The following is a 25312-nucleotide window of genomic DNA, read 5'->3' as shown; positions in this document are numbered from 1 at the left end:
GCTTATTCGTCTCGTTGCTTTCGGCAGGCCTCAGATCAGACCCGATCGGCGTGATCGAGCCAGGCGAGCAGATTTTGAAGATGTCTTCGGACGTTGTTGATGTTGTAGGTTGCGATCGCCAATCGCTCCTGACGGCGCCGAGCATTCATGGCGCCGAAACCGCAAGGGGTCGCCGCCGGTTCCACTGGACATGACAGGGAAAGAGATATCTGCGCCGCAAGCGGAACCCGCCAGATCCGGGCCAGACTCCGGCGAGATCGCGGTCAACGTCACGACGGCCGGTTCGGGTGCTCTCGTGGCGTTCCCCTTCGATGTCGCAACGGTCGAGCGCTTCAAGGCGGCGTTTCCGCGGGCCCGTTGGCGCGAGGACGAGACGGCGTGGTTCGTGCCGGGCATAACGGCACAAAAGCGCGTCGTGCGTTGGCTGGAACGGGAACTGGCAGCGCTGACGGCTTTCGAGGATGAGCGCGGCCGCGACGCCTGCAATTTCGAGCCGATCGACAGTCCCTATCTCTCGGTTGCCGATGGGCTGGTGGTGAGAACGCCGTACTCCCAGTCAGTGATCGATGAATTGCGCGCAGTTCCCTTCGCTCGCTGGGATCGAGAACTGCGCGCCTGGATCATCCCGTTCCGCTCCTACGATGCGCTGCGAGCCCGCTGGCCCCGGATCGAAGCTGCTGCGGCTCGGGCCGAACCTGCCGAACGTGCGGAGCGGCGCAGCCGACCACTTTCGGAGGAGCGAGCGAGAGCACTCGAACAGGCCCGCGAGCGCCGTCGGCGGCGCTACCCGATGTCCATGAGCGACGTACCGCCGGAGTGGCCAGTGATGACGGCAATCGGACCGATCGTCGTGACCGGCAGCCATGGCGAACTGGTCGACAGAGCGCAGTTCCTCGCCCTCTATCCTCATCTCACCGAAGACGAGACCTATGTCTGGGTCAGCTGGCGGCCTCCCACGCTTGAGGAACTGGTCCGCACCTGGCCGGCGCGCCATCCCGCCACCAGCGATGAGCTGAAGCGGGGCTGGTGGCAGCCCACTTTGGAGGAATTGCGCCCAGCCCGTCGCAAAGCCCGCTCGATCGAGCGGGCGGCCGCTACCCGCAGGAGCGCACGCGGCTGAGACCGTCCTGACCGCCGTGCCGACGCAGGCCGAGTCAGGGAAAGCTCTCGATCCGCTCATAGACCAAGCCCGAGCCGGGAGCCGGCAGGATCTCCACCTGCATTGCACCCCGCGTGCTTGCGGCCACGGTCCGAGCCGCCTCGAACGTCGCGGCGAAGACGAGCGCGACCGCCTCCTCCAGCATGCCGCCCCGGCCCATGATCGGATGTCCGCCGGCCTCGGGCGCGGTCCTGCCGAGCCTGATCGTCGCGGGTTTTTCGGCCGCGAACCACTCGGCCGCTCGCGCCGCGCTCGCATCGGCTATCCGAAGCATGACCAAGAACCCGCCATGCGGGCAATCGGCGCCGACCAGGGCGCGGCAGGCGAGCCGCAGCGGAGTGCGCAGATGGGGCCGCATCGCCTGCGTGACCGCATCGGGCTGCTCGGCGAGCCGGCGATAGTCAGGCGAAGCGAGCACCGCGATATCGGCAAGATCATAGACCGTGAGATACTCCGGCGAGCCACCGCTCGTCCGATAGCGCGTGGCACGCAGGATGCCCGGCACCGTCAGCCGCTGCGGGACATGATGGCCGCCATGCCAGCTTTCATAGGCCTCGCGCTGCTCGGAAACGACATCATTGGCGAAGACGAGAAAAGCGCTGCTCGCTGAAGCGGTGGAACTCATGGCTGCAGCATCACCTTGATCGCGGCCCGGCTGCGCATCAGCGCAAAACCCTCCAGTGCCTCGCTCAGCGGCAGGCGATGGCTGATCAGCTTGCGAAAGCGTTCCGGCGCCGCGGCGATTGCCGCGACCACCTCGCCCCAGCGCGCCACCGGCGCTCGGTAGGAGCCGACGACGCTCTGCTCCAGCCGCACCATCGCGGTCAGGTCGAAGCTGGCCGGCCGGGCATGGATGCCGCAGATTACCAACACGCCGCCCGGAGCGAGCAGGCGCTGCGCCGCGCTCGCGACCTCCGGAACGCCGGTCGCCTCGAAGATCACATCGAAGCCGGCGGGCGCCAGCGGCTCGTCATCGGCGAGCGCATCCCTGGTGTCGGTGAAGCCGAGCGCGCGGGCGCAGGCCAGCCTCGCCGCATCATCGCGCCCGGCGATCGTCAGCGCAGCCGATCCGGCTCGTTCGGCGAAGAGCGCGACGCCGAGCCCGATCGGCCCCGGCCCGAGCACGAGCACGCGCTTGCCCTCGACAGTACCCGCACGAGCTATGGCCTGCGCCGCGACGGTCAGCGGCTCGGTCAGCGCCGCAAGCTCCGGATCGAGTCCGTCGGGCACGGGCATGCAATTGCGCGCCGGCACGCTCGCGAGGCTGGCGAAGCCGCCATTGCGGCGGATACCGATGCCGGTGCGCGCCGTGCAGCCATCCTCGCCGTGCTGCCGGCAACCTTCGCAGCGCCCGCACGTCACCGAAGGCCTGACCACCACCCGACGCCCGATCCACTCGGGCGGGCCGCGCTCGACCCTGCCAGCGAATTCATGGCCGAGCGTGACGGGCATGGCGCTCGCCATCGCCTCGTAGCCCGCCGTCCAGTCAGCGATGTGCAGATCGGTGCCGCAGATGCCGGCAGCTTCGACCCGGACCAACACCTCGTCGTCGTGAAGGAGAGCTGGCGCCTCGACCTCGCGGCAGACAAGCCCCGGCTCCGGCGCTGCCTTGCGGATGGCAAGCATGACCGCGCCCTACGGATCGACCTTGACGCCGGCTTCCCTGACGACCTTGCTCCAGATCTCGCTTTCGCGCTTGAGGAAGCCGTCGAAGTCGAAGCCCACGGCCGCAGGGATCGAGCCGCTGGCCGCGAGCTTGCGCTGCAATTCGGCGTCGCCCAGCGCCGTCGCCAGCGCGGCGCGCAGCTTCTCCGTCAGCGCCGACGGCGTGCCCTTCGGCGCCATCAGGCCGACCCAGGCCGAGACGTCGAAATCGGCATAGCCCTGCTCGGCGACGGTCGGAACCTTCGGCAGCAGCCCGGCGCGCTCGCTGGTGGTGACGCCGAGCGCCTTCAGCGAGCCGCCCTCGACCTGTCCTGCGACCGCCGCCAGCGTCGCGAAAGTGACGTCGAGCGCCCCGCCCGCGACGTCGGCGAGCGATGGCCCTTCGCCGCGATAGGGCACATGCTGCATCTTGCTGCCGGTGCGCATGGCGAAGAGCTCGCCGGCGAGATGGGCGACGGTCCCGGTGCCGCCCGAGGCGAACAGGACGGGTTCGGGTCGCTTCTTCGCCAGCGCCTCAAGGTCCTTCATCGTGTTCACCGGCGAATCCGGCCGGGTCACCACCACGAAGGGCAGCTTCGCCATCAGCCCAATCGGCATGAGGTCGCTGCGCCAGTCGAACGGCATGCTGGCCCGCAGCGCCGGATTGATCACCATCGTCGTCGGCGCGGCGAGCAGCATGTAGCCGTCGGGGTCGGCCTTGGTCACGGCCTGCGTGCCCGTCATCGTCGCGCCGCCGCCGCGATTGTCGATGATGACGCGCTGGCCGAGGATCTGGCTGAGCGATTCAGCGATCAGGCGCGCGGTCACGTCGACGCCGCCCCCGGCCGCGAAGGTGACGATCAGCGTGACGGGCTTGGCCGGATAGGATTGCGCCAGCGCCGGGCAGGCCATCGTGGCCGCCATGCCGGACAGGACGAACCGCCGGCTCACGGCCGGCTGACGCTTCTGCATGCTGGAATCCTCCCTGGATTTTTCTGCGCGCACTCAAACGGAGCCGGCTGGCCGATTCAAGCGACGTTCTATGCCAGAGCTATAGCTTCAGGACATAGGGTTGGCTCGCAACTCATCCTTCAGGCACTGCTCGAAAGGGTCCGTCAATTCGCGGGGCGCGGCAAGCGGGCGGTGCAGATAGGCCTCGTAGCGCCGGCCCGTCGGCACCGGCAGGCAGCGCAAACGCGACATGTCGGCGGCACGCGCCGAGAACTCGTCGACGATGCAGACACCGACCCCGGCCTCGACCAGCGCGACCGCCGTCTCGGCGAAGCGCACCATATGCGTCCGGGCCGGCCGCAGCCCATGGTCCGACAGGATACCGGCGGCCATATCGCCATGGACGGAGCGCGGCTGGAAGACGATCCAGGCACGATCGGCGAGGCTGGTGAGACTCATCTCGCCGGCGGACGCATCCTCCGTCCCGGCCGGCAACAGCAGCACCGGCCGGCCGCTGCCGACCGGCGTGCTGACCACCTCGTGATGCATGACCGGAAACAGCGTCACCGCCGCATCGGCCGAGCCGTCGAGCAGGTAGGGCAGCACCTGGCTGACGGTCAGGATGTCGAGCTGCAGCGAGACCGCCGGCATGCGCGCGAGCAATCGCGCCAGCGCCGCCGGAACGAGCCCGCGGCCGATACTGGGCGAGGCGCCGCAGCGGAACACGGCGCGTTCCGGCAGGGCTGCCTGCGCCGCCCGCTCCACGGCGGAGCGCATCTGTTCGAAAGCGCGGTCGATCTCGGCGAGGAAGCGCGAGGCTTCCTGTGTCGGCGTCAGCCGGCCGCGGACCCGGTTGAACAGCCTGGCGCCGAGCTGATCCTCCATGCGCAGGATCATCCGCGTCACCGTCGGCTGCGCGATGCGCAATTCGCGTGCGGCGCCGGCGAGGCTGCCGCACTGCATCACCGCCTTGAACACCTCGATCTGGCGGAAGGTCAGCACGCTATCCTCGCTGGCGTCCCGGCGAGGAGGCCGCCGGCATCGACGGCAGCGAAGCCGCCGAGGCCGGCAGGGTCAAGCGATCACTCGCCCTTGTTGACCGAGATCGGCTTCAGCACGTTGCTCGGCTGGACATACTTCGCGACCAGCGCGTCATAGATGCCGTTCGCCTGCAAGCGCTCGAGCGCGCCCTTGACCGCGTCGCGGAGCTGGCCGCCCTCGGCCGTCTTCGGGAACGGAATGCCGGTCAGCGAGCGGGTGAAGGGTGCGCCGAGCGCGATATAGGTGTTCGGTTCGAGCTTCTGGAAGTGGCTCATCGTCTCGCTGCCCTGGACGCCGCCCTGCAGGCGCTGCGTCTTGAGCTGGGTGCGGGCGTCGACCGAGCCTTCCGTGCCGACCACGGTGATCGCCGGCTTGCCCTTGGCGACGCAGTTGGCATCGCTCCACTCGCCGATCTGCTTCGGCCAGTTGGTCGAGCGGCTGGCGCCGACGCTCTTGCCGCAGAGATCCTCGACCGACTTGATCGTCGAGGCGAAGGCGGTGACGGTGTAGAACTGCGCACCCGAGACCATGTAGTCGACGAAATCGACCGTCTCGCGCCGTGCCGGCAGGTCGCTCATTCCGGCCATCACCATGTCGACGCGGCCGGTCGTCAGCGACGGCAGCATCTGGGCGAAGGCAGTGTCCTGCCATTCAGCCTTGACGCCGAGCTCCTTGGCGATCGCCTCGCCGAGCTCGTAGTCGAAGCCGGCCATCGTGTTGGTCGCCGGGTCCTTGTAGACGATCGGCGCATAGTTCGGCTGGGTCGCGATGACGATCTTGCCGGCAGTCTTGATCCGGTCCGGCAGGGCCTGGGCCTGGGCGGCGAGCGCGGTGCCGGCGAGCAGCGCGGCGGCGAGCGAAAGGCGAAGCATGGTAGTCTCCCTCTTGTCTTTGTTTGGATCGACTTGGCTGGATTCACTTGAGGACGGCGGCGATGAAGTCGCGGGTGCGGGTCTGCTGCGGCGAGACCAGCACCTGCTGCGGCGGCCCCTGCTCGACGATCTCGCCCTTGTCCATGAAGACGACGTCGTTCGCGACCTCGCGGGCGAAGCCGAGCTCATGGGTGACGACGATCATCGTCATGCCGGAGGCGGCAAGGTCGCGCATCACGTTCAGCACCTCGCCGACGAGCTCGGGATCGAGCGCCGAGGTCGGCTCGTCGAACAACATCAGCTGCGGCTTCATCGCCAGCGCGCGGGCGATCGCGATGCGCTGCTGCTGGCCGCCGGAGAGCTCGATCGGGTAGGAATCGCGCTTTTCGGCAAGGCCGACGCGCTCGAGCAGTGCCATGCCCTCTGCGATGATCTCGCGCCGCGGCCGCTTCAGCACCGTGAGCGGACCCTCGATGATGTTCTGCAGCACGGTCATGTGGTTGAACAGGTTGAAGCGCTGGAAGACCATGCCTGTCTTCAGGCGCTGTCGCGCGATCTCGACGTCGCTGAGCTCGTGCAACTCGTTGCCGACACGGCGATAGCCGATCAGCTCGCCGGCGACCGTGATCGCGCCGGCATCGATCTTCTCGAGCTGGTTGATGCAGCGCAGCAGCGTCGACTTGCCCGAGCCCGACGGGCCGATGATGCATTGCACCGCGCCCGGCATGACCGAGAGCGAGACATTGTTCAGCGCCTTCAGCCGGCCGAACTGCTTGGTGACGCTGGCGGCGACGACGATCGGGGACAAGGCGGTCACGCGGCAGCCTCCTCGGCGATTTGAGGCTTGGCGCGACGCTCGCCCCTGCCCTTCGAGAAGGCGCGTTCGAGGAAGAACTGGCCGGTCTGCAGCAAGGTGACGACGAGCAGGTACCAGCCCGCCGCGACGATCAGCAATTCGATGACGCGGGCATTGGCGTAATAGACATTCTGCGCATTGCGCAGGATCTCGGAGAACTGGATCACGCTGGCGACCGAGGTCAGCTTGACCATGCTGATCACCTCGTTGCCGACAGGCGGGATGATCACCCGCATCGCCTGCGGCAGCACGATCCGGCGCAACGTCGTCAGCCGGGTCATGCCGATCGCCTTGGCGGCCTCGGTCTGGCCGAGATCGACCGAGAGGATGCCGGAACGGACGACCTCGGCGGTATAGGCGCCCTGGTTCATGCCGAGCCCGAGCAGCGTCGCCATGAACGGGCCGATCACGTCGATGGTGCGCCACTCAATCACGCCGGGAATGCCGATCGTCGGGAAGACCAGCGCCAGGTTGAACCAGAGCAGCAATTGCAGCAGCAGCGGCGTGCCGCGAAAGAACCAGATGTAGAACAGCGCGACGCCGCGCAGCACCGGGTTCGGCGACATGTACATGATCGCGAAGACGACGCCGAGCACGATGCCGAGCCCCATCGCGCAAGCGGTCATGATCAGCGTGTTGACGAGGCCGGCGAGAATGGCCGGCGCGGTGAAGAACTGCGCCACCACCGGCCAGGCGATCTGCCCCTGCGCGAACGCCTTCACGACCCAGGCCAGCACGAACAGGATCGCGGCCGCCGCGATCCAGCGCCCGTAGAAGCGCTTGGGCACGATGGTCAGGCCGGCGATCTCGGCAAGGCCGCGATCCGGCATGGTCCGGCTTGCGTCGCTCATGCCGCGCCCTCCCTGGTCCATTGCGAGAAGCCGGCGAGCCAGTCACGGAAGCGGCCGATCTGCTCGGCGACCCGCGCCGGGGCGGTGCCGCCATGGCCGCTGCGCGCCGCGACCGCCGCATCGAGCGTCAGCACGTTCAGCACGCTCTCTTCGAGGCGCGGATCGATCGCGCGCAATTCCACCGGCTCCAGCCCTTCGAGTTCGCGGCCCATCTCCTCGCAATAGCGCACCAGCGCGCCGCTGATCTCATGCGCCTCGGCGAAGGGCACGCCCTTGCGGGCGAGATGATCGGCGACTTCGGTCGCGAGCGCAAAGCCGGCGCCGGCCTGCGCCCGCATCACCTCGGGCTTGGCTTCCATCGTCGCGACCAGTCCGGCGAAAGCCGGCAGCACTTCGCCGAGCACGTCGACCGCGTCGAAGGCGGCACGCTTGTCCTCGGCGAGGTCGCGGTTATAGGCGAGCGGCAGGCCCTTCAGCGCGCCCAGCATGGCGACGAGATCGCCGGTGAGACGCGCCGCCCGGCCACGCGAGATCTCGGCGATATCCGGATTCTTCTTTTGCGGCATGATCGAGGAGCCCGTCGCGAAGGCATCGTCGAGCACGACCCAGCCGAACTGGCGCGAGGTCCAGAGCGTCACCTCCTCCGCCAGCCGCGACAGGTTCGTCGCCAGCATCGCCGCAACGAACAGGAATTCCGCGACATGGTCGCGCGCGCCGACGGCATCGACCGAGTTCTCGCAGGGGCCGTCATAACCGAGGGCCTTGGCGCTGAGTTCGGGCGTCAGCGCGATCGCCGAGCCGGCGAGCGCGGCGGCGCCGAGCGGCGAGAGCGAGGAGCGCTTCTCCCAGTCCTGCAGGCGAGAGGCGTCGCGCGACAACGCCTGGCCATGCGCCATCAGCCAATGGCCGAAGGTGACCGGCTGGGCGCTCTGCAGATGGGTGAAGCCGGGGCAGACCGAGGCCGCATGCCGCTCGGCCTGGCTCGCGATCGCGTCGAGCAGTTCGGCCAGCATCGCGCCGATGCTCCGCGCCTCAGCGCGCAGATAGAGTTTCAGATTGTTGGCGGCCTGGTCGTTGCGCGAGCGCCCGGCCCTGAGCTTGGCCCCGATCGCACCGATCCGGGCGGTCAGCACGCGCTCGATGAAGGTGTGGACGTCCTCGTCGCTCTCCTCCGGGGCAAGTGTCCCGGCGGCGAGATCGGCGGCAATTGCTTCGAGCGCCGCGACGATGGTCCTGAACTCATCCTGGCTGAGCAGTCCGGCGCGCTCCAGTTCGGCCGCATGTGCCTTGCCGCCGGCAATGTCCTGCGGCGCGAGGCGCGCATGGGCGCCGGCCGCGCTCGACAATTTCATCATGCGTGGATCCGGCGGCTTGCGGAAACGGCCGCCCCAGAGACGCGTGGTCTGGTTCATAATGCTCTCCCCTTGCGAAAAACACTGCCCTCTTGACCGCGCAACCGGCAAACGAAACGATCTCCTCAAGGGTAGTCGCTGAAGGAATATCTGCTTGGCCGGCCGCAACCTCCCGCCATCGACCACGGCGCTCAGGGTTTTCCTCGCCGTCGCCCGCCTCGGTTCGACGGCGAAGGCGGCTGGCGAGGTGCACCTGACCCAGAGCGCCGTCTCCAAGCAGATCCAGGCGCTGGAGGAGCATCTCGGCACGGAGCTGTTCGAGCGCAGCCCCGCCGGTCTCAAACCGACCGAGGCCGGCACGATCTACCGCCCCTATGCCGAGGCGGCGATCGAGCAGATGGAACGCGGCGCCCGCCGCCTCGCCGAACGCGCCGCGATCGGCCGGCCGATCCGCCTGCACATGATCGCCATCGCCGGCGAGCGCTGGCTGATGGAGCGCTTCCCGGAATTCGCCCAGGCTCATCCCGAGATCGACGTCCAGTTCACCAATTTCGTCAGTGAGAGCGAGATCGAGGAGGCCGATCTCGAGATCGTCCACGGCTTCGGCCCCTGGCCGGATCGCGAGTCGCACTACCTCTTCGGCCGCCGGGTCGCGCTCGTCGCGGCGCCCGCGGCGCTCGAACGCCTGGGCGGCTTCGCCCGTGCCGCGGACATCCAGAAGATGACGCTGCTGCAGCATTTCCAGATGCCGGCCTTCTGGGCCGAGTTCACCGAGGCGCACGGCCTGCGCGGCGCCGTGCCGGCCCATACCGTGCGCTACGGCTATTATTCCGTGATCATCCGCGCCGCCGTCGCGGGGCTCGGCGTCGCGCTCGCGCCACGCTGCTATGTCGCCGAGGAACTGGCCTCGGGCGCGCTTGTCAACCCACTCGGCCTCGATTTCGACAGCGCGACTGGCTGCTGGCTGACGGTCAATTCGCAGAGCGAGCGCAGCCCGGCCGTCGACACGCTGATCGCCTGGCTCTGCGAGGAAGCCCGCCGCTTCGAGGCCGCGGGTTGAGCCCACCGGACGCATGCTCTAGACCGACCGCCATGCTTCCGATGGCGAAGGCCCGATGCGCATAGCCGTGACCGGACGGACCGGACAGGTCGTCCAATCCCTCCTCGCCCGCGCCGGGGCGGCCGGCATCACGGTCATCCCGGTCGGCCGGCCCGAGCTCGATCTGGCGCAGCCGGGCAGTGCTCAGCAGGCGCTCGGCGCAGCAAGCCCCGACTGCATCGTCAACGCCGCCGCCTACACCGCCGTCGACAGGGCCGAGACCGAACCGGAGCTCGCCCTGCGGATCAACGGCGCTGGCGCCGGTGCTGTGGCCGCAGCGGCTGCGGCCCTAAGCGTGCCGCTGATCCAGCTCTCCACCGACTATGTCTTCGACGGCATGGCGCCGCGGCCCTGGCGCGAAGACGATCCGACCGCCCCGCTCGGCGCCTATGGCCGCTCGAAGCTGGCCGGCGAGGACGCTGTCTTGGCTTCCGGCGCCGACTGGACGATCCTCCGGACCGCCTGGGTCTACAGCCCCTATGGCGGCAATTTCGTGAAGACCATGCTGCGCCTCGCCGAAACGAGGGACGAGGTCGGCGTCGTCTCCGACCAGCTGGGTTCGCCGACCAGCGCGCTCGACCTCGCCGATGCGATCATCGCAGTGGCGAAGGCCCTGGTCGCCCGCCCCGGCGATGCCTCGCTGCACGGCGTCTTCCATGCTGCCGGCACAGGCGAGGCGAGCTGGGCCGACCTCGCCGAGGCCGTCTTCGCCGCCTCAGCGGCACTGGGCGGACCGAGCACGACCGTCAGGCGCATCGCCACCATTGACTACCCCACTCCCGCCCGCCGGCCGAGCAATTCCAGGCTCGACTGCAGCCTGCTCGCGCAGCGCCACGGCCTGCGCCTGCCGCTCTGGCAGGAATCCGCGCAAATCTGCGTCGCTACGCTGCTCGCGCAATCGCGAAGCTGAAGGAGCTATCGATGAAGGGGATCATCCTCGCCGGCGGCAGCGGCACCCGGCTTCACCCGATGACCATGGTGACGTCGAAGCAGCTTCTGCCGATCTACGACAAGCCGATGATCTATTATCCGCTCTCGACCCTGATGCTCGCCGGCATCAACGAGATCCTGATCATTTCGACGCCTGAGGACGCGCCGCGCTTCGAGGCGCTGTTCGGCAGCGGCGAGCGCTGGGGCCTCAAGCTCTCCTACGCGGTACAGCGCAAGCCGGAAGGGCTGGCTCAGGCCTATCATATCGGCGCCGATTTCGTCGCCGGCGGCCCCTCCGCCCTGATCCTCGGCGACAATCTCTATTACGGCGACGGCCTCACCGAGGTGCTGCACCGTGCTGCCGCCCGCACCAGCGGCGCGACCGTCTTCGCCTACCGCGTCAGCGATCCCGAGCGCTATGGCGTCGTCTCCTTCGATGCCGCCGGCAAGGCGCTCTCGATCGAGGAGAAGCCCAAGCTCCCGCGCTCGCACTGGGCGGTGACCGGCCTCTACTTCTATGACGCCGAGGTGGTCGAGATCGCCCGCAAGCTCAAGCCCTCGGCCCGCGGCGAGCTCGAGATCACCGACGTCAACCTCGCTTATCTCGAACGCGGTGCGCTCAGCGTCGAGCGGCTCGGGCGCGGCTATGCCTGGCTCGACACCGGCACGCCGGATTCCCTCGTCGAGGCCTCGGAGTTCGTGCGCACGCTGGAACGCCGCCAGGGTTTCCGCATCGCCTGCCCCGAGGAGATCGCCTTCGAGAACGGCTGGATCGACCGCGAGCAATTGCGGACGCTCGGCCAGGCCCTGTCGAAGAGCGGCTACGGTCAGTATCTGCTCGGTGTCGCAGGGCGCGACCACTCGGCCTGACGCCGCACTTCCCCTGTCGATGCAGAGCGCTCATGCTGCATCGGCGGTGGCGGAAGACGACGCGCCGGTCGAGATTGCACCCGAGCCGCGCCGAAGACGTGCACGAGGATCGAAGACCATATGAACGCTCCCGCCGCCACCCCCGGCACCTCTCGGCACCCCGCCCTCGACGGCCTTACCGCCTCGCTGCGCGAGCTCCTCGGCCCGCGCTGCTCGACCTCGGACAGCGAGCGCGAGCATCACGGCCATGGCGAATCCTATCATCCGGCCAAGGCGCCTGACGTCGTCTGCTATCCGCAGACCACCGAGGAAGTCAGCCGGATCGTGACGCTTTGTCACCAGGCGAAGGTGCCGGTCATTCCATTCGGCGCCGGCACCTCGCTCGAAGGCCATGTCGTCGCGCTGCATGGCGGCGTCTGCATCGACCTTTCGCGCATGAACGCGATCACCGAAGTCAACGCCGAGGATCTCGACTGCACGGTCGAGGCCGGCGTCACCCGCAAGCAGCTCAACGAGCATTTGCGCGACACCGGCCTGTTCTTCCCGGTCGACCCTGGCGCCGACGCCACGCTCGGCGGCATGACCGCGACGCGGGCGTCGGGCACCAATGCGGTGCGCTATGGCACGATGAAGGACAATGTGCTGGCGCTCACCGTCGTGCTCGCCGACGGCACGATCGTGAAGACCGGCGGCCGGGCCCGCAAATCCTCCGCCGGCTACGACCTCACCCGCCTCTTCGTCGGCTCGGAAGGCACGCTCTGCGTCATCACCGAGATCACATTGAAGCTCTACGGCATCCCGGAGGCGAGCTCGGTCGCGGTCTGCTCCTTCCCGGACGTCGCCAGCGCCGTCGCCTGCGCGATCGAGACGATCCAATGCGGCATCGAGGTCGCTCGCGTCGAATTGCTCGACGAGACCTGCATGCGCGCGATCAACCGCTACAGCAACCTCACCTATCCGGAGAGCGCCGCGCTCTTCCTCGAATTCCACGGCACGGAAGCCGCAGTGGTCTCGCAGGCGCAGATGGTCGAGGCGCTCGCCGAGGGCCATGGCGGCGAAGGCTGGCGGTTTGCCGCCAGCGCCGAGGAGCGCAGCAAGCTCTGGCAGGCCCGGCACAATTTGCACTACGCACTGCTCGCCTTGCGCCCCGGCGCCAGCAGCTGGGGCACCGATGCCTGCGTGCCGATCTCTGAGCTCGCGACCTGCATCACCGAGATCAGGGAGCTCGCCAAGGACGCGCCCTTCCCGGTGCCGGCGCTCGGTCATGTCGGCGACGGCAATTTCCACATGGGCTTCCTGATCAAGATGGATTCGCCGGACGAGATCCGCGAGGCCGAGCGGCTGAATGGCCTCCTGGTCAACCGCGCCATCGACCTCGGCGGCACCTGCACCGGCGAGCACGGCGTCGGCTATGGCAAGGCGAAGTTCCTGCGCAAGGAGCACGGCGACGCTGCCGTAGAGGTCATGCGCACGCTGAAACAGAGCCTCGACCCCGACAACATCATGAACCCCGGCAAGGTCCTGCCGCCGGCGCTCGATCGGGCGTAGAGCCGCGCCCACCGTTGCTTAGAACTCGTCACGAAACTCGCTGCGGCGCGCCAGATGGCGGTGGTTTCGAGAACCGGAGCGCAGCGGACATGGGTCCGTGAGCACAGGAAGCGCAGAAAACGCCGCTAGATGGCCGCCGCAGTAGAGTTTCGTGACGGGTTCTCAGTCGAACCTTGGATGGATGAACGGCCAGGGCGAGGCTTCCGAGCCGCGCTCGACCTCGACGACGATCAGGGTCGGCTCATTCGACGCGATCGCCTCGGACAGCGCCGGGCGCAGCGCCGCCGGTGACGTCACGCTGTGCGCTCTGACGCCAAAGCTCTCCGCCAGCCGGACGAAATCGGGGTTGACCAGCGCCGAGCCGATCTCGCGGCCGCCGAAGCTGTTGGTCTGGTCGCGCAGCACATTGCCGTAGGCGTTGTTGTTGAACAGGATGGTGACGAGGCCGATCTTCTCCTGCACGGCCGTCGCCAGCTCCTGCACCGCGAACATGAAGCCGCCATCACCGGTGACCGAGACCACGGCGCGACTGGGATGGGCGACCTTGACGCCGAGCGCAGTCGGGAAGCCGAAGCCGAGCGTGCCCTGATAGCCCTCGCTGACATAGGTGCGCGGCTCGTAGACCGGGAAGCCGAAATAGGAGGTGAAGCCGACCTGACAAAGCTCGCCGACGAAGAAGCTGTCGCGCGGCAGGACCTCGCGGATCGCATCGAGATAGGAGAGCTGCGGCTGGACCTGCTCGGTCTCCTCCCTGGCCGATGCGCGCAGCTGTTTCAGCTCGATCTTTCGCTCCGGTGCCGAGGCGTTGCCGCCAAGGCGGCGCACGGCCGAAAGCAGCGCCGAAACCGCGGCTTTCGCATCGGCGACGATGTCGATCGTCGGCACCAGGCGATCCATCTCGGCCGGATCGATGTCGATGCGGATGAGCTGGCGCGCCTGGCCGGGGTCCTGGACATAGCTCATCGGATTGGCCCAGCGCATATAGGGCGCTTCCAGGCGCGAACCGATGCCAAGCAGGAGATCGGTCTTGGCCCAGCGCTTTGCTGCAGCATAGGAGGACAGGCTGAAGGGGTGGTCCTCCGGGACGGCACCGCGCCCGCCGCGGAAGGCCGCGACCGGCGTGCCGACGGCTTCGGCCAGCGCGGCGATCTCGGCGCCGGCATCCTGCGCCCCGGTGCCCAGCATGATCAATGGCGAGCGGGCCGCGAGCAGCGCGCGCGCCGCGGCCTCGATCGCAGCCTCATCCGCAACCGGGGCGGCATCTTGCGTCGCGACCGGGAAGCTTTCGGGCGCCTTGCCCGCCCCGGCCATCACGTCCCAGGCCATCTCGACCGCCACCGGTCCGGGCCGCCCGCTCAGCATCTGCCGGAAGGCCTCGGCGAGGATCGCGCCGGTGTCCTCGACCCGCTCGATCCGCTGCGCCCATTTGGTCACCGTGCGCAGCGTCGCCAGTTGGTCCGGCAGCTCGTGCAGATGGCCCCTGCCGCGGCCGATGAAGGCGGTAGGCACCTGGCCGGTGATGCAGAGCACCGGCGCGTTGCAGCCGAGCGCAGTGGAGAGTGCCGCGGTCGTGTTGAGCACGCCGGGCCCCGGTACCACCGAATAGACGCCGGGCCGCCCGGTCGAGCGGGCATAGCCGAAAGCCATGTAGGCGCAGGCCTGCTCATGCCGCGCGCCGAACGTCCGGATCGCGTCGGAGCGTTGCTGCAGCGCATCGAAGAATGCGTACATCTGGGCGCCGGGCAAGCCGAAGACGGTGTCGACCCCGTTGGCGATCAGCGCCTCGACGATCGCGGCACCGCCAGTCATCTGCTGCGGCAGAACAGGTTTCAGCATGATCTCAGGCGTCCCGGCTGGGTTGGAAGGGAGCAGGCGAAGGTCAGGTCCGGGCGAGCACGCCGACGGCGACGAGCGCCTCGACGAAACGCGGCGCATCCTGGCTGCGGAGCCCGGCAAGGTTGATGCGCCCGCTCGGCACGAGATAGACTGCGTGCTCGCTGCGCAGCGCCTCCGCCTGCTCGCGCGTCAATTTGAGCGTCGAAAACAGCCCACGCTGCCTGGCGATGCCGGCGAGCGCCGGGTGCAAGCCGGCAAGCGCTGAGCGAACCGAGTGGATGCGCTCGGCCATGCCGGTGAGCTCGCCGCGCCAGTTGGCGGTCAGTTCTTTGCTTTCGAGGATCGCGCGCACCACGGCCGCGCCGTGATCCGGCGGCATCGACCAGCTCACTCGCGCGGCCGCCGCCATGTTGCTGGCAACCGCTGCCGGCGTGCGCGACTTGACGTAGAGCGCCCCTGTCCGCTCGCGATAGAGGCCGAAATTCTTGTCGCAGGAATAGGAGACCAGCACCTCGGGACAGGCTTCGACAATGCGCCGCGCCCCGGCGGCGTCCATATCCAGCGTCTCGCCGAGGCCCTGATAGGCGAGGTCGACGAAGGGCACGAGGCCGCGCTCCAGGCAGAGCGCCGTGACCGCCTCCCACTGCGTCGCATCGAGGTCGAGCCCGGTCGGGTTGTGGCAGCAGCCGTGCAAGAGCGCGACATCGCCGGCCTGCGCCGACGACAGCGCTGTCATCATCGCGTCAAAGGACAGGCTCTGCGAGGTCAAGTCGGCGAAGGCGTAATCGCGTACCGCCAGCCGGGCGGCCTGGAAGATCGGAGCGTGATTGGGCCAGCTCGGCAGGCCGAGCCAGACCTGCGCCTCAGGCCGCGCTGCGGCGATCAAATCGGCGCCGAGCCGCAGTGCACCACTACCGCCCGGAGTCTGGAAGCCGACGATGTCGTCCTGCGCGATCTTCTGCCCGAAGACGATCGGCCTCAAGAGATCGACGAAGACCGGATCACCCTCGATGCCGAGATAGGACTTGCTCGGCTGCTCATCGAGCAGGATGCGCTCTGCCTGCTTGACCGCGGAGAACACCGGCGTGCGGCCCTGCTCGTCGCGATAGACCCCGACGCCGAGATCGATCTTGCCGGTCCGCTCATCCGCCTTGAACGCGGAAATCAGAGCGAGGATCGCATCTGCCGGCTTCGGCTGCAGGCTCTCGAACATGGTGATCTCCCGATTTCGGTGAACGTAGCGCGCATCGGACGCAATGTCCGCGCTTTCAAGGTGATGAAGCGTGCCGTCGATGCTAGCTTCCGGCACGAATGGAGTATTCCGTGCGCGAAAACCGCACAATGCTCGCCGCCGGGGTATCGCACATGCTCGACGCTTATGACGTGAAACTCCTCTCCGCGCTCCAGCGCAGGGGCGACGCCGCCCATGTCGAGCTCTCCGAGAGCGTCCACCTGTCGCCAAGCCAGTGCGCCCGTCGCATCGAGCGGCTGCGCAAGCAGGGCTATATCGAGAAGGTCGTCTGCCTGCTCAACCCGGCGGCGCTCGGCCTGCAGGTCATGGCGCATTCGCTGCTCAGCCTGCGGGCGCATGATGCCGCGCAGAACGCCTCGCTGCAGCAATTCCTGCTGGAGTCGCCGGAGGTGCTGGAGTGCCATGCGCAGACCGGCGATGCCGACATGATCCTCAAGATCGTGGCGCGCGATCTCGCCCATCTCAGCGACTTCATCGACCGCCTGATCGCCGTCACCGGCGGCCTCGCCTCGTTGCGGACCGGCGTGGTGCTGAAGTCGATCAAGACGACGACGGAACTGCCGCTGCGGGCTATCGTCTAAGCGACAGCTCGTGGTCGACTGGAGGCTCACTGCGCCCTCGGCAACCTCACGCGGCGATGATCGGGGCGGCTTCATAGGCCGGCTGGCGGGCCGGCGTGCCGGCGAAGGGCGTGCCGTGCTCGAACCAGCTGCGCGGCGCGGCCGCGCCCCAGAGCGTCTGGCGCTGCGGGTCGCGCAGGTCCCAGCGGATCGGCTCGTGATCGGGATCGACTGTCAGATAGTCCGAGCAATAGATCTCGATGCGGTGACCGTCCGGGTCGAGCACATAGAGGAAGAAGGCGTTGGAGATGCCATGCCGGCCGGGGCCGCGCTCGATATTCCCGACATAGCCGGTGGTCGCCATCAGATCGAGCAGGTCGATGATGTTGAGTGGCGTCGGCACCCAGAAGGCGACATGGTGCAGGCGCGGGCCGACGCCATGGGTGAAGGCCATGTCATGGACGCCGCCCTTGCGATGCATCCAGGCGGCCCAGAGCCGCGTCCTGTCCTCGTTCTCGGTGTATTCGGTGATGCGGAAACCGAGCGAATTGTAGAACTGCACGGACGCGTCGACATCGTCGGAGAAGCAGTTGAAGTGGTCGATGCGCAGCGGCTTCACGCCGGTGTAGAGGCCGTATTTCTGATGGATCGGCGGAAGCCGCTCCATGCTCGCATAGAACTCGACCGGAATGCCGCGCGGATCGGTGGCGCGCAGCGTGCGCCCCTGGAAGGGCTGTTCGACGAACTCCGCCGCGAGCCCCTGCGCCCTGAAGAACAGGAGGGCGCGGTCGAGGTCCGCTTCGCTCGCGACCTTGAAGCCGAGGACACGCGCTTCGGGCTCCGCGGCTTGTTCGAGGACGATGCTGTGGTGGTTGCGCTCCTCCATGGCGCGCAAATAGATCCGGCTTCCGCTTTCTTCCGTGACCTGCATGCCGAGTGTGTCGCGCCAGAATGCCCGCGACCTGGCGAGGTCAGTGACGGCAAGGACGATATGGCTCAGCCGGACGACATTGAAGGGCGGATCGAAAACGGGGGCTGGGATGGGCATGGACGTTCCTCCTTGCTGTCCTGCTCCGGTCTCCGGGAGACCGGGCGCGACATGCGGTCCTTCTTGTTCAGGCGTTGCCGAGCTTCGGAATCTGATGGGAATCGAACGCCACGGCGACGTTCTTCGTCTCCATGTAGAAGTCGAAGGAATAGTCGCCACCATCCCGCCCGATGCCGGACGACTTCACGCCGCCGAACGGCGTCGGCAGATGGCGGACATTCTCCGAATTGATCCAGATCATCCCGGCGTCGAGGTCGCGCGCGACGCGATGGGCGCGGCCGACATCGCGGGTCCAGATATAGCCCGCCAGCCCGTACTGGACGTCGTTGGCGATCGCGATCGCGTCGGCCTCGTCCTCGAACGGGATCATGGTCAGGACCGGCCCGAAAATCTCCTCCTGCGCGATCCGCATGCCGTTACTGGCGCCTAGATAGAGCGTCGGCTCGACATAGTTGCCGGCGCCGCCCAGCGCCCGCCCGCCGCCGCAGGCCACGCGCGCGCCCTCGCCCTTCGCCAAAGCGGGATAGGACAGGACCTTCTCGGCATGGCGCGGATGGATCAGCGGCCCGATCTCGGTCGCCGGATCGAGTGGATGTCCGACGCGCAGGCGCTTCACCCGCTCGGCGACCTTGGCGGAGAAGACATCATAGATCGAACGCTGGACCAGCGCGCGCGAGGACGAGGTGCAGCGCTCGCCATTGAGCGAGTAGATCATGAACAGCACCGCATCGAGCGCGCGGTCGAAATCGGCATCCTCGAACACGATCACCGGGTTCTTGCCGCCGAGCTCGAAATGGACGCGCTTCAGCGTATCGGCGCCCTGGCGCATGATGTGCTGGCCGGTCGTGGTCTCGCCGACGAAGGCCACCGCCTTGATGTCCGGATGCTCCGTCAGCGCCTTGCCGGCGCTCTCGCCGAGGCCGTGGACGACATTGACCACGCCTGCCGGAAAACCATGCTTGCGGATGGTCTCATCCATGATCTCGCCGAGCAGCGTGGCGGATAGGGGCGACCACTCGGCCGGCTTTTGGACGACCGTGCAGCCGGCAGCGAGCGCCGGCGCGATCTTCCAGGTCGAGAGCATGAACGGCGTGTTCCAAGGCGTGATCACCCCTACCGGGCCGATCGGCTGGCGCAGCGTGTAGTTGATGTGGCCTTCATCCGGCAGCGACAGGCCGTTGCCGGCTTCCGGCGCCCGGTCGGCATAGAAGCGGAAATTCTCGGCCCCGCGCAGCGCCGCCTTCGACATGAAGCGGATCGCCTGGCCGGTATCGCTGCTCTCGACGAGGGCGATCTCCTCAGCCCGCGCCTCGATCGCATCGGCAATCGCGTGCAGCACGGCGCGGCGCTTGGCCCCGGACGCATTCTTCCAGGCCGGAAAGGCCTTGCGCGCCGCCTTGGCCGCCCGGTCGATCTCGGCCTTGTCGCCGGCAGCGATCACTGCCTGGCGCTCGTTCGTGGTCGGGTCGAGTGTATCGAAGGTCGCGCCCGAGGCCGAGAGGACGGCCTCGCCTGCGATCAGATGCGGCACCGTGCCCGCGGTGAAGCGCTCCATCGCCTTGCGCGCCTTGGCGAGGTTCGCGGTCAGCTTGGTATCGGTCGCGGTCATGGCTTCGCCCTCGCTTTCAGGCGCTCGTGCAAATTGTTGGTCTTCAGCGACGCCGTCCCGTCGATCTCGGTCACGTCGACGCTGAGCGCGAGGCCGAGGCGCTGGAAGGTTTCGGCGGTCTCGCGCTCGAGCGTCGCCATCAGCGCTTCGGCGACGCGCCGGCGGGTCGCAGCGTCGCGCCCCTCGCCGATCCGCACGCTCACGGCGATGAAGGCGTTTTCGGGGTCTCCATCGGCGACGAGATAGTGCTTCCGCCGCGCCGCACGGGTTCGCAACCCGGCCAGCGGAAAGACGCCGGTCTCCAGCGCGGCTGCGTGCAATGCCTCGACCAGCCGCATCGGGCGAACATCGTCCTCGAGATTGGCGGAATATTCGATGACGATGTGGGGCACGCTGCTCCTCCGTATTCAAATTAGATAACATGTTAAATTTATTGTCGCAAGCACGTTTGGCTCGAACCGTCGCCTGGGCTAGGGTGGCGCAAATCTCAGATAGGTTTCAAGGTTTGACCGACGATTCGAAGACCATGGGCGCCACGGGTCCGGCCGCGACCAGGCTAAGGCTGCGCCATTTCTCCAAATCGCTGCCGATGTCGCTACTGCGCGCGCGGGAGTCGGTGATGCGGCATTTCCGCAAATCCCTGCGCGAGTTCGGCGTGACCGAGCAGCAATGGCGCGTACTGCGGGCGCTCAGCACCATGCCGCAGATGGAGGTGGCGGAACTCGCGCGGGCGACGTTCCTGCTCGGCCCCAGCCTCTCGCGGATCCTGGCGGATCTCGACCAGCGCGGCCTGATCCTCCGGGAGGCCGACCCTGCCGATCTGCGCCGCTGGATGATCTCGCTCAGCCCCGCCGGCACCGCCCTGATTGACGCCGTCACGCCGGTTTCGGAAGCGATCTATCGCGAGATCAGCCAACGCTTCGGCGCGGACAAGCTGGCCGATCTGCAGAGCCTGCTCGCCGAGCTCGAACAGGCCATGGTCGGCATCGGCAGCGACAGGCCGGACGCGTCTGCCGACTGAGCGAACGGGCGGCTGGTCTCAACCGCGACCGGTGGCCGACGTGCCCGTGAATGCCCCGAGCTTCGCGACATGCTGGCGAACGAGTTCCTCGCCGAAGCTCGTCGGCCGCATGGCGGGCGCACGGTCGTGGATCGCGATGCCAGCCCGCGCCCCGAAGATGCGCTTGCCGTAGCAGATCAGGCTCTCCAGCGACTGCATCATGAACACGATCACCGGCAGGATATCGCGATAGATGCGCTCCGCCTCGGCCTCATTGCCAGCGACGAAGGCCTCATAAGCCTTGGTCGTGAAATCGATGATCTCGGGCGCGAGGATCATGCCGACGCAGCCGGCGCGCAGGTTCTCGATCAGCTCGAGACCGCCGCGGCCATTCATCACCGGCAGCCGGCCCTCAGTCGTCTCGATCAACTGCCGGATCTCGGTCGCCGGTCCCTCGCCCTTCACCAGCCTGATGTTGGGGTGCTGCGCGACGAGGCTGCGGATATCCTCCGCCGACAGGCCGCGGCCCATATAGGCCGGCGCATTCTGGATCGCCACAGGCAGGTATGTGGCATCCGCGACCCGGCCGAAGAAGCGGATGTACTCGCCCGCTGCGAAGCTGCCGACCATGGGCGGCTGCAGGATGACCCAGTCGGCCTTCGCCGTCTGCGCTGCCCTGACCAGTTCGATCTGCTCGCCGACCGAGGTGCCGTAGATCGTGAAGCCGAGCGGCTTGCGCTCGCCGACATCCTCCGACGTCCACTCCATCACCGAGCGGCGCTCAGGCACAGTCAACTTTGAGACTTCCGTCGCAAGGCCGAGTGCCGCGACGCCGTGCGCCCCCTGTTCCAGGCAGATCTCGACCTGCCGGCGCATCGCCCGCCGGTCAAGGCGTTCCTGCTCATCGAACAGCGCATAGAGGATCGCGTGGATGCCGGTGAATGCTATGGCCATGATTTCGCCTCCAATGATCTGATGTTAAACATCAGATGAATGCTTGCGCGCAAGCCCCGGCCATGACAGTTTCCCGCCACGAGAGGGAACAACGGCATGCAGCGTGGCAGCAAGCCAGGAAAGATCGGCGCGATGGTCGCGGCACTCGGGGCCGCAATCGTGCGTGGCGAGATCGCGTCGGGAACCGTCCTGCCGGCCGAGCCTGAGCTCGCCGAGCGCTACGGAGCTGGCCGCAGCGTCGTCCGCGAAGCCGTGAAGACCCTCGTCGCCAAGGGCCTGCTCACCGTGCGGCCGCGCCACGGCACGCAGGTGCGCCCCCAGCACGATTGGACCCTGCTCGACCGTGAGGTGCTCGGCTGGATGCGCAGCGGCGACGGGCTCGACCGCGACCTGCTGCTCGCTCTGGAGGAGACGCGCGAGATCATCGAGCCGGAAGCGGCGGCGCTGGCAGCGATCCGCGCCACACCGGAAGACCTCGCCCGTATCCGCGCGGCGCTGGCCGCCATGGAAGCCGGGCAGGACGACCCGCCGGTCGCCATCGCCGCCGACAAGCGCTTCCACCTTGCGATCCTCGACGCCACCAACAACCCGATCCTGCGCAGCTTCCGCGGCGCGATCGATACGATCCTGAGCGCGATGTTCGATTTCACCGTCGACGTCTTCGCCGGCAACCTCGCCAACCATGCCGCGGTCGTCGATGCGATCGTCGCGGGCGAGGCCGAGCAGGCCCGCCAGGCGATGCGGCAGGTGCTCGGCTACACCCGCGGCCACATGCTTTCCAGCCCCGCTCTCGCGAGCGGAACCAGCTCGACTCAAAAAACCAAACAGGGAGAAACGCCATGAAACTTGCAAAGCTGCTGCTCGCTGCCGCCGTGGCGGCGGTGTCGCTGCCCGCCTTCGCAGCCTGGCCGGAGCGGCCGATCACCCTGGTCGTGCCCTGGGCCGCCGGCGGCGGCACCGACGCCGTCGCCCGCATCCTCGCGGCCGGGTTGGAGAAGGAACTCGGCAAGCCGGTCAACGTCGTCAACCGGACCGGTGGCGGCGGCGTGGTCGGCCACACCGAGATCGTCAACGCCAAGCCGGACGGCTACACGATCGGCCTCGCCACCGCTGAGGTGACGACCTTCTACTGGTCGAACACCGCGCCCTTCACCTATGAGAAGCTCACCCCGATCGCACTGGTGAACTTCGACTCGGCCGCCTTCAACGTCGCGGTGAACTCGCCCTGGGCCGATCTGCGCGCAGCGCTGGACGACATCAAGAAGCAGCCGGCCGGCAAGTACAAGCTCTCCGGCATGGCGGCGGGCGCGGCCTATCACCTCGCTTTTGCTGGCCTGATGCAGCTCGAAGGCATCGACCCCAAGGCGGTCGTCGTCGTACCGAGCCAGGGCGCAGCGCCCGGCTTCCAGGAGCTGGCGTCCGGCGGTGTCCAGATCGTCCCCTCCTCCCTGCCCGAGGGCAAGCCGATGTTCGATGCCGGCCGCGTCAAGTCGCTTGCGGTGATGTCGAAGGAGAAAATCGGTGCCTTCCCGACCGTGCCGACCGTCAAGGACGCGATCGGCAAGGACTATGAGGGCGGCACCTGGCGTGGCCTCGCCGCCCCGGCCGGCCTGCCGGCGGACGTGACGGCCCGCCTCGTCGAGGCGACCGAGAAGGTCGCGAACTCCGAGGCCTACAAGTCGTTCCTAGCCGAGCGCGGCTTCGGCTACGCCTTCGCCAAGGGACCGGCCTTCGGCACCTTCCTCGCCACCCAGCACAAGAACAACGGCGAGATCATGGGCGCGCTCGGCCTGCGCCTGCGCCAGTAATCGATCGCTATTCGCAATGCTCAGGGCGCGGCGTCCTTCACCGCGCCCAACCTTGTCGCCCACACCGAGCTTGTCATGAAGTTCAACAACCTCTTCGGAGGCCTCGTCTTCCTTGCCCTGTCGGGCCTGGTCGCGGCCGCCTCCTGGAACCTGCCGAACCCCTCGCAGCAGCCGCTGGGACCTTCGGCCTTCCCGCTGATCCTGTCGGGACTGCTGGCGCTCTGCGCCGCGATCCTCGCCATCAACGGCGCCCGCGCGACGCAAGGCGGGCCGCTGATCGGCCTCGCCGACTGGGCCCGCAGCGGTGGCGCGCTTGCACGCCTGCTGCTCGTTCCGGCAGTAGTGATCTTCTACATGCTCTTCGCCGAGACGCTCGGCTTCCTGATCTGCGCGACGCTGATCCTCATCGTCCTCTTCCTGGCAGGCGGCACCAGGCCGTTGCAGGCCGTCGGGCTTTCGCTCGCGGCTGCACTCGTCATCCACTCGATCTTCTATCTGGCCCTCGGCGTGCAGTTGCCCTGGGGACCGCTCGAATCTTTGCGCTGGTAAGCCATCATGCTCGACGCCTATGTCACAGCGCTGGGGATGGTGCTCGATCCCTATGTGCTCTTCGTCATCACCGCCTCGGCGATCTACGGCCTCGTCGTCGGCTGCATCCCCGGCCTCTCGGCCACGATGGCCACCGCACTGCTGGTCCCGCTGACCTTCTTCATGCCGCCGGTGCCGGCGATCGCCGCCATCGTGACGACCTCGACCATGGCGATCTTCTCCGGCGATATTCCGGGCTGCCTGCTGCGCATCCCGGGCACGCCGGCCTCGGCCGCTTATGTCGACGATTCCTACCAGATGACGCTGCAGGGCAGGCCCGAGCTCGCGCTCGGCATCGGCCTCTGGTTCTCGGTGCTCGGCGGCTTGTTCGGCACCGCGGTGATGATGGTGGCCTCGCCGGCCATCGCCGATTTCGCGCTCGGCTTCGGCTCGGTCGAGTTCTTCTGGATCGTCATGCTCGGCCTTGGCGGCGCCGTCTTCATCGGCTCCTCGACGCCGCTGAAGGCCTGCATCTCGCTGCTGATAGGCCTGCTGATCGCGATGATCGGCATGAACAACCCGGCCGGCCAGCCGCGCTTCACTTTCGAGTCCACTGAGATGCTGGGCGGCGTTTCGCTGATCCCGATGATGGTCGGCATGTTCGCCTGCTCGGAGGTGATGCGACACATGGTCTCCGACGGCAGCGCCCCGCATGCCGTGGTCCAGAAGATCGGCCCGATCTTCGCCAATATGTGGCGCCTGACCAAGCAGTACCCCTGGCAACTCATCCGCGGCAGCGCGCTCGGCACCATCATCGGCATCCAGCCGGGCAGCGGCGCCGACATGGCGGCCTGGATGTCCTATGCGATGAGCAAGCGCTTCTCGAAGGAGCCGGAGAAGTTCGGCACCGGCCATCCGGAGGGCCTGATCGAGGCCGGCGCCTCCAACAATTCGTCGCTGGCCGGAGCCTGGATTCCCGCTCTGGTCTTCGGCATCCCCGGCGACTCGATCACGGCGATCGCCATTGGCGTGCTGATGATGAAGAACATGGCGCCGGGGCCGACGATCTTCGTGAACAATCCGGAGAACGTCTACGCGGTGTTCCTGGTCTTCGTCATCGCCAACCTTTTGATGCTGCCGCTCGGCTGGGCGATCATCAAGGTCGCCACGCGCGTGCTCTCCGTGCCGCGGCGCGTGCTGATGCCGATTATCCTGCTCTTCGCGATCGTCGGCTCCTACGCGATCAACAATTCGCTGTTCGACGTCGGCGTCATGCTCGCCTTCGGCGTGCTGGCCTTCGTGCTCGAGGAGAACGACTTCCCGGTCGCGCCGGTGATCCTCGGCGTCGTGCTCGGGCCGCTGCTGGAGGAGTACTTCATCAACTCGATGATCAAGTCCGACGGCAGGCTGATCGGCCTGGTCGACCGGCCGATCGCCGCCGTCCTCGCCACGATCACCATCGGCATCATCGGCTGGACTGTCATCGCCTCGCTGAGGAGTGGCAAGCCGAGCAAGCAACCCGCCCAAGGCTGAAGCAACGCGGC

25 protein-coding genes are annotated in these 25312 nt (G+C 67.6%); 11 read left to right on the top strand and 14 right to left on the bottom strand.

Annotation, left to right across the window (positions count from 1 at the left end):
- The first annotated feature begins 109 nt into the window (after window positions 1-109).
- Complete coding sequence (locus ACSQ24_RS04920) at window positions 110-1120, top strand: hypothetical protein (RefSeq protein ID WP_436093608.1); 1011 nt, start codon at window positions 110-112, stop codon at window positions 1118-1120.
- A 34-nt stretch (window positions 1121-1154) separates the two neighbouring features.
- On the opposite strand, the gene ACSQ24_RS04915 is transcribed toward ACSQ24_RS04920, so the two are convergent.
- The 8 genes from ACSQ24_RS04915 to argH form a co-directional block, all read right to left on the bottom strand.
- Complete coding sequence (locus ACSQ24_RS04915) at window positions 1155-1784, bottom strand: hypothetical protein (RefSeq protein WP_436093607.1); 630 nt, start codon at window positions 1782-1784, stop codon at window positions 1155-1157.
- On the bottom strand, window positions 1781-2785 hold the full coding sequence (locus ACSQ24_RS04910) for a zinc-dependent alcohol dehydrogenase (protein WP_436093606.1): 1005 nt from the start codon (window positions 2783-2785) through the stop codon (window positions 1781-1783). The genes ACSQ24_RS04915 and ACSQ24_RS04910 overlap by 4 nt, the downstream gene beginning before the upstream one ends.
- 9 nt (window positions 2786-2794) lie before the next feature.
- Window positions 2795-3775, bottom strand: a complete 981-nt coding sequence (locus tag ACSQ24_RS04905; RefSeq protein ID WP_436093605.1) for a Bug family tripartite tricarboxylate transporter substrate binding protein — start codon at window positions 3773-3775, stop codon at window positions 2795-2797.
- An 87-nt stretch (window positions 3776-3862) separates the two neighbouring features.
- Entirely contained in the window at window positions 3863-4756 is an 894-nt protein-coding gene (locus ACSQ24_RS04900; RefSeq protein ID WP_436093604.1) for a LysR family transcriptional regulator, read from the bottom strand.
- An 80-nt stretch (window positions 4757-4836) separates the two neighbouring features.
- Window positions 4837-5667, bottom strand: coding sequence for an ABC transporter substrate-binding protein (locus ACSQ24_RS04895; protein ID WP_436093603.1), 831 nt, complete (start codon window positions 5665-5667; stop codon window positions 4837-4839).
- A 43-nt stretch (window positions 5668-5710) separates the two neighbouring features.
- Complete coding sequence (locus tag ACSQ24_RS04890; RefSeq protein ID WP_436097823.1) at window positions 5711-6475, bottom strand: amino acid ABC transporter ATP-binding protein; 765 nt, start codon at window positions 6473-6475, stop codon at window positions 5711-5713.
- 5 nt (window positions 6476-6480) lie between these two features.
- Window positions 6481-7374, bottom strand: a complete 894-nt coding sequence (locus tag ACSQ24_RS04885) for an amino acid ABC transporter permease (RefSeq protein WP_436093602.1) — start codon at window positions 7372-7374, stop codon at window positions 6481-6483.
- Window positions 7371-8786, bottom strand: a complete 1416-nt coding sequence (gene argH / locus ACSQ24_RS04880) for an argininosuccinate lyase (RefSeq protein WP_436093601.1) — start codon at window positions 8784-8786, stop codon at window positions 7371-7373. The genes ACSQ24_RS04885 and argH overlap by 4 nt, the downstream gene beginning before the upstream one ends.
- Before the next feature lie 94 nt (window positions 8787-8880).
- Here argH and ACSQ24_RS04875 point away from each other — a divergent pair, with 94 nt between their 5' ends.
- The 4 genes from ACSQ24_RS04875 to ACSQ24_RS04860 all read left to right on the top strand — a co-directional run bounded on the left by ACSQ24_RS04875 (window position 8881) and on the right by ACSQ24_RS04860 (window position 13173).
- Window positions 8881-9786: a LysR family transcriptional regulator gene (locus ACSQ24_RS04875; RefSeq protein ID WP_436093600.1), complete on the top strand. Its 906-nt coding sequence runs from the start codon at window positions 8881-8883 to the stop codon at window positions 9784-9786.
- 55 nt (window positions 9787-9841) lie between these two features.
- The gene (rfbD, locus tag ACSQ24_RS04870; protein WP_436093599.1) at window positions 9842-10735 is read left to right on the top strand and encodes a dTDP-4-dehydrorhamnose reductase; all 894 of its coding nucleotides are present in this window, start codon (window positions 9842-9844) and stop codon (window positions 10733-10735) included.
- An 11-nt stretch (window positions 10736-10746) separates the two neighbouring features.
- On the top strand, window positions 10747-11625 hold the full coding sequence (gene rfbA / locus ACSQ24_RS04865; RefSeq protein ID WP_436093598.1) for a glucose-1-phosphate thymidylyltransferase RfbA: 879 nt from the start codon (window positions 10747-10749) through the stop codon (window positions 11623-11625).
- Between the two features lie 120 nt (window positions 11626-11745).
- Window positions 11746-13173, top strand: coding sequence for an FAD-binding oxidoreductase (locus ACSQ24_RS04860; RefSeq protein ID WP_436093597.1), 1428 nt, complete (start codon window positions 11746-11748; stop codon window positions 13171-13173).
- Between the two features lie 162 nt (window positions 13174-13335).
- Here the strand turns inward: ACSQ24_RS04860 and ACSQ24_RS04855 are convergent, their stop codons facing one another.
- Both ACSQ24_RS04855 and ACSQ24_RS04850 read right to left on the bottom strand, forming a co-directional pair.
- A complete protein-coding gene (locus ACSQ24_RS04855) occupies window positions 13336-15009 on the bottom strand; it encodes a thiamine pyrophosphate-dependent enzyme (RefSeq protein ID WP_436093596.1) in 1674 nt (557 codons plus the stop codon).
- 43 nt (window positions 15010-15052) lie between these two features.
- The gene (locus tag ACSQ24_RS04850; protein ID WP_436093595.1) at window positions 15053-16222 is read right to left on the bottom strand and encodes an amino acid aminotransferase; all 1170 of its coding nucleotides are present in this window, start codon (window positions 16220-16222) and stop codon (window positions 15053-15055) included.
- 110 nt (window positions 16223-16332) lie between these two features.
- Between ACSQ24_RS04850 and ACSQ24_RS04845 the strand changes: the two genes are divergently transcribed.
- Window positions 16333-16842, top strand: coding sequence for an Lrp/AsnC family transcriptional regulator (locus tag ACSQ24_RS04845; protein ID WP_436093594.1), 510 nt, complete (start codon window positions 16333-16335; stop codon window positions 16840-16842).
- A gap of 46 nt (window positions 16843-16888) precedes the next feature.
- On the opposite strand, the gene hpaD is transcribed toward ACSQ24_RS04845, so the two are convergent.
- From hpaD to ACSQ24_RS04830, 3 genes are all read right to left on the bottom strand, one after another.
- Window positions 16889-17869, bottom strand: coding sequence for a 3,4-dihydroxyphenylacetate 2,3-dioxygenase (gene hpaD / locus ACSQ24_RS04840; RefSeq protein ID WP_436093593.1), 981 nt, complete (start codon window positions 17867-17869; stop codon window positions 16889-16891).
- Window positions 17870-17936: 67 nt separating this feature from the next.
- Entirely contained in the window at window positions 17937-19478 is a 1542-nt protein-coding gene (gene hpaE / locus ACSQ24_RS04835; RefSeq protein WP_436093592.1) for a 5-carboxymethyl-2-hydroxymuconate semialdehyde dehydrogenase, read from the bottom strand.
- The gene (locus ACSQ24_RS04830) at window positions 19475-19870 is read right to left on the bottom strand and encodes a 5-carboxymethyl-2-hydroxymuconate Delta-isomerase (RefSeq protein ID WP_436093591.1); all 396 of its coding nucleotides are present in this window, start codon (window positions 19868-19870) and stop codon (window positions 19475-19477) included. The genes hpaE and ACSQ24_RS04830 overlap by 4 nt, the downstream gene beginning before the upstream one ends.
- Before the next feature lie 134 nt (window positions 19871-20004).
- Here ACSQ24_RS04830 and hpaR point away from each other — a divergent pair, with 134 nt between their 5' ends.
- Window positions 20005-20499 (top strand): homoprotocatechuate degradation operon regulator HpaR, encoded by a 495-nt coding sequence (gene hpaR / locus ACSQ24_RS04825; RefSeq protein WP_436097822.1) that lies wholly within the window; start codon window positions 20005-20007, stop codon window positions 20497-20499.
- Between the two features lie 18 nt (window positions 20500-20517).
- Here the strand turns inward: hpaR and ACSQ24_RS04820 are convergent, their stop codons facing one another.
- A complete protein-coding gene (locus ACSQ24_RS04820) occupies window positions 20518-21432 on the bottom strand; it encodes a dihydrodipicolinate synthase family protein (protein WP_436093590.1) in 915 nt (304 codons plus the stop codon).
- Between the two features lie 96 nt (window positions 21433-21528).
- Here ACSQ24_RS04820 and ACSQ24_RS04815 point away from each other — a divergent pair, with 96 nt between their 5' ends.
- The 4 genes from ACSQ24_RS04815 to ACSQ24_RS04800 all read left to right on the top strand — a co-directional run bounded on the left by ACSQ24_RS04815 (window position 21529) and on the right by ACSQ24_RS04800 (window position 25301).
- Complete coding sequence (locus ACSQ24_RS04815) at window positions 21529-22275, top strand: FadR/GntR family transcriptional regulator (RefSeq protein WP_436093589.1); 747 nt, start codon at window positions 21529-21531, stop codon at window positions 22273-22275.
- Window positions 22272-23240: a tripartite tricarboxylate transporter substrate binding protein gene (locus ACSQ24_RS04810; protein WP_436093588.1), complete on the top strand. Its 969-nt coding sequence runs from the start codon at window positions 22272-22274 to the stop codon at window positions 23238-23240. The genes ACSQ24_RS04815 and ACSQ24_RS04810 overlap by 4 nt, the downstream gene beginning before the upstream one ends.
- Before the next feature lie 75 nt (window positions 23241-23315).
- Window positions 23316-23789 carry a tripartite tricarboxylate transporter TctB family protein gene (locus ACSQ24_RS04805; RefSeq protein ID WP_436093587.1) on the top strand — a complete coding sequence of 158 codons (474 nt, stop codon included), beginning with the start codon at window positions 23316-23318 and terminating at the stop codon, window positions 23787-23789.
- 6 nt (window positions 23790-23795) lie between these two features.
- Window positions 23796-25301, top strand: a complete 1506-nt coding sequence (locus tag ACSQ24_RS04800) for a tripartite tricarboxylate transporter permease (protein ID WP_436093586.1) — start codon at window positions 23796-23798, stop codon at window positions 25299-25301.
- The last annotated feature ends 11 nt before the right edge of the window (window positions 25302-25312 follow it).

Source organism: Allobosea sp. LjRoot237 (genome assembly GCF_964253285.1).
Classification (GTDB): Bacteria; Pseudomonadota; Alphaproteobacteria; order Rhizobiales; family Beijerinckiaceae; genus Allobosea.
Note: the sequence above shows the minus strand (reverse complement) of the source record. Positions and strands in the feature narration are given on the sequence as shown.

Coding starts and splice junctions, on each gene's coding strand:
- ACSQ24_RS04915 (WP_436093607.1), bottom strand. CDS start 1,784: ATGAGTTCCACCGCTTCAGCGAGCAGCGCTTTTCTCGTCTTCGCCAAT.
- ACSQ24_RS04910 (WP_436093606.1), bottom strand. CDS start 2,785: ATGCTTGCCATCCGCAAGGCAGCGCCGGAGCCGGGGCTTGTCTGCCGC.
- ACSQ24_RS04905 (WP_436093605.1), bottom strand. CDS start 3,775: ATGCAGAAGCGTCAGCCGGCCGTGAGCCGGCGGTTCGTCCTGTCCGGC.
- ACSQ24_RS04895 (WP_436093603.1), bottom strand. CDS start 5,667: ATGCTTCGCCTTTCGCTCGCCGCCGCGCTGCTCGCCGGCACCGCGCTC.
- ACSQ24_RS04885 (WP_436093602.1), bottom strand. CDS start 7,374: ATGAGCGACGCAAGCCGGACCATGCCGGATCGCGGCCTTGCCGAGATC.
- argH (WP_436093601.1), bottom strand. CDS start 8,786: ATGAACCAGACCACGCGTCTCTGGGGCGGCCGTTTCCGCAAGCCGCCG.
- rfbD (WP_436093599.1), top strand. CDS start 9,842: ATGCGCATAGCCGTGACCGGACGGACCGGACAGGTCGTCCAATCCCTC.
- rfbA (WP_436093598.1), top strand. CDS start 10,747: ATGAAGGGGATCATCCTCGCCGGCGGCAGCGGCACCCGGCTTCACCCG.
- ACSQ24_RS04860 (WP_436093597.1), top strand. CDS start 11,746: ATGAACGCTCCCGCCGCCACCCCCGGCACCTCTCGGCACCCCGCCCTC.
- ACSQ24_RS04855 (WP_436093596.1), bottom strand. CDS start 15,009: ATGCTGAAACCTGTTCTGCCGCAGCAGATGACTGGCGGTGCCGCGATC.
- ACSQ24_RS04850 (WP_436093595.1), bottom strand. CDS start 16,222: ATGTTCGAGAGCCTGCAGCCGAAGCCGGCAGATGCGATCCTCGCTCTG.
- hpaD (WP_436093593.1), bottom strand. CDS start 17,869: ATGCCCATCCCAGCCCCCGTTTTCGATCCGCCCTTCAATGTCGTCCGG.
- hpaE (WP_436093592.1), bottom strand. CDS start 19,478: ATGACCGCGACCGATACCAAGCTGACCGCGAACCTCGCCAAGGCGCGC.
- hpaR (WP_436097822.1), top strand. CDS start 20,005: ATGGGCGCCACGGGTCCGGCCGCGACCAGGCTAAGGCTGCGCCATTTC.
- ACSQ24_RS04820 (WP_436093590.1), bottom strand. CDS start 21,432: ATGGCCATAGCATTCACCGGCATCCACGCGATCCTCTATGCGCTGTTC.
- ACSQ24_RS04815 (WP_436093589.1), top strand. CDS start 21,529: ATGCAGCGTGGCAGCAAGCCAGGAAAGATCGGCGCGATGGTCGCGGCA.
- ACSQ24_RS04810 (WP_436093588.1), top strand. CDS start 22,272: ATGAAACTTGCAAAGCTGCTGCTCGCTGCCGCCGTGGCGGCGGTGTCG.
- ACSQ24_RS04805 (WP_436093587.1), top strand. CDS start 23,316: ATGAAGTTCAACAACCTCTTCGGAGGCCTCGTCTTCCTTGCCCTGTCG.
- ACSQ24_RS04800 (WP_436093586.1), top strand. CDS start 23,796: ATGCTCGACGCCTATGTCACAGCGCTGGGGATGGTGCTCGATCCCTAT.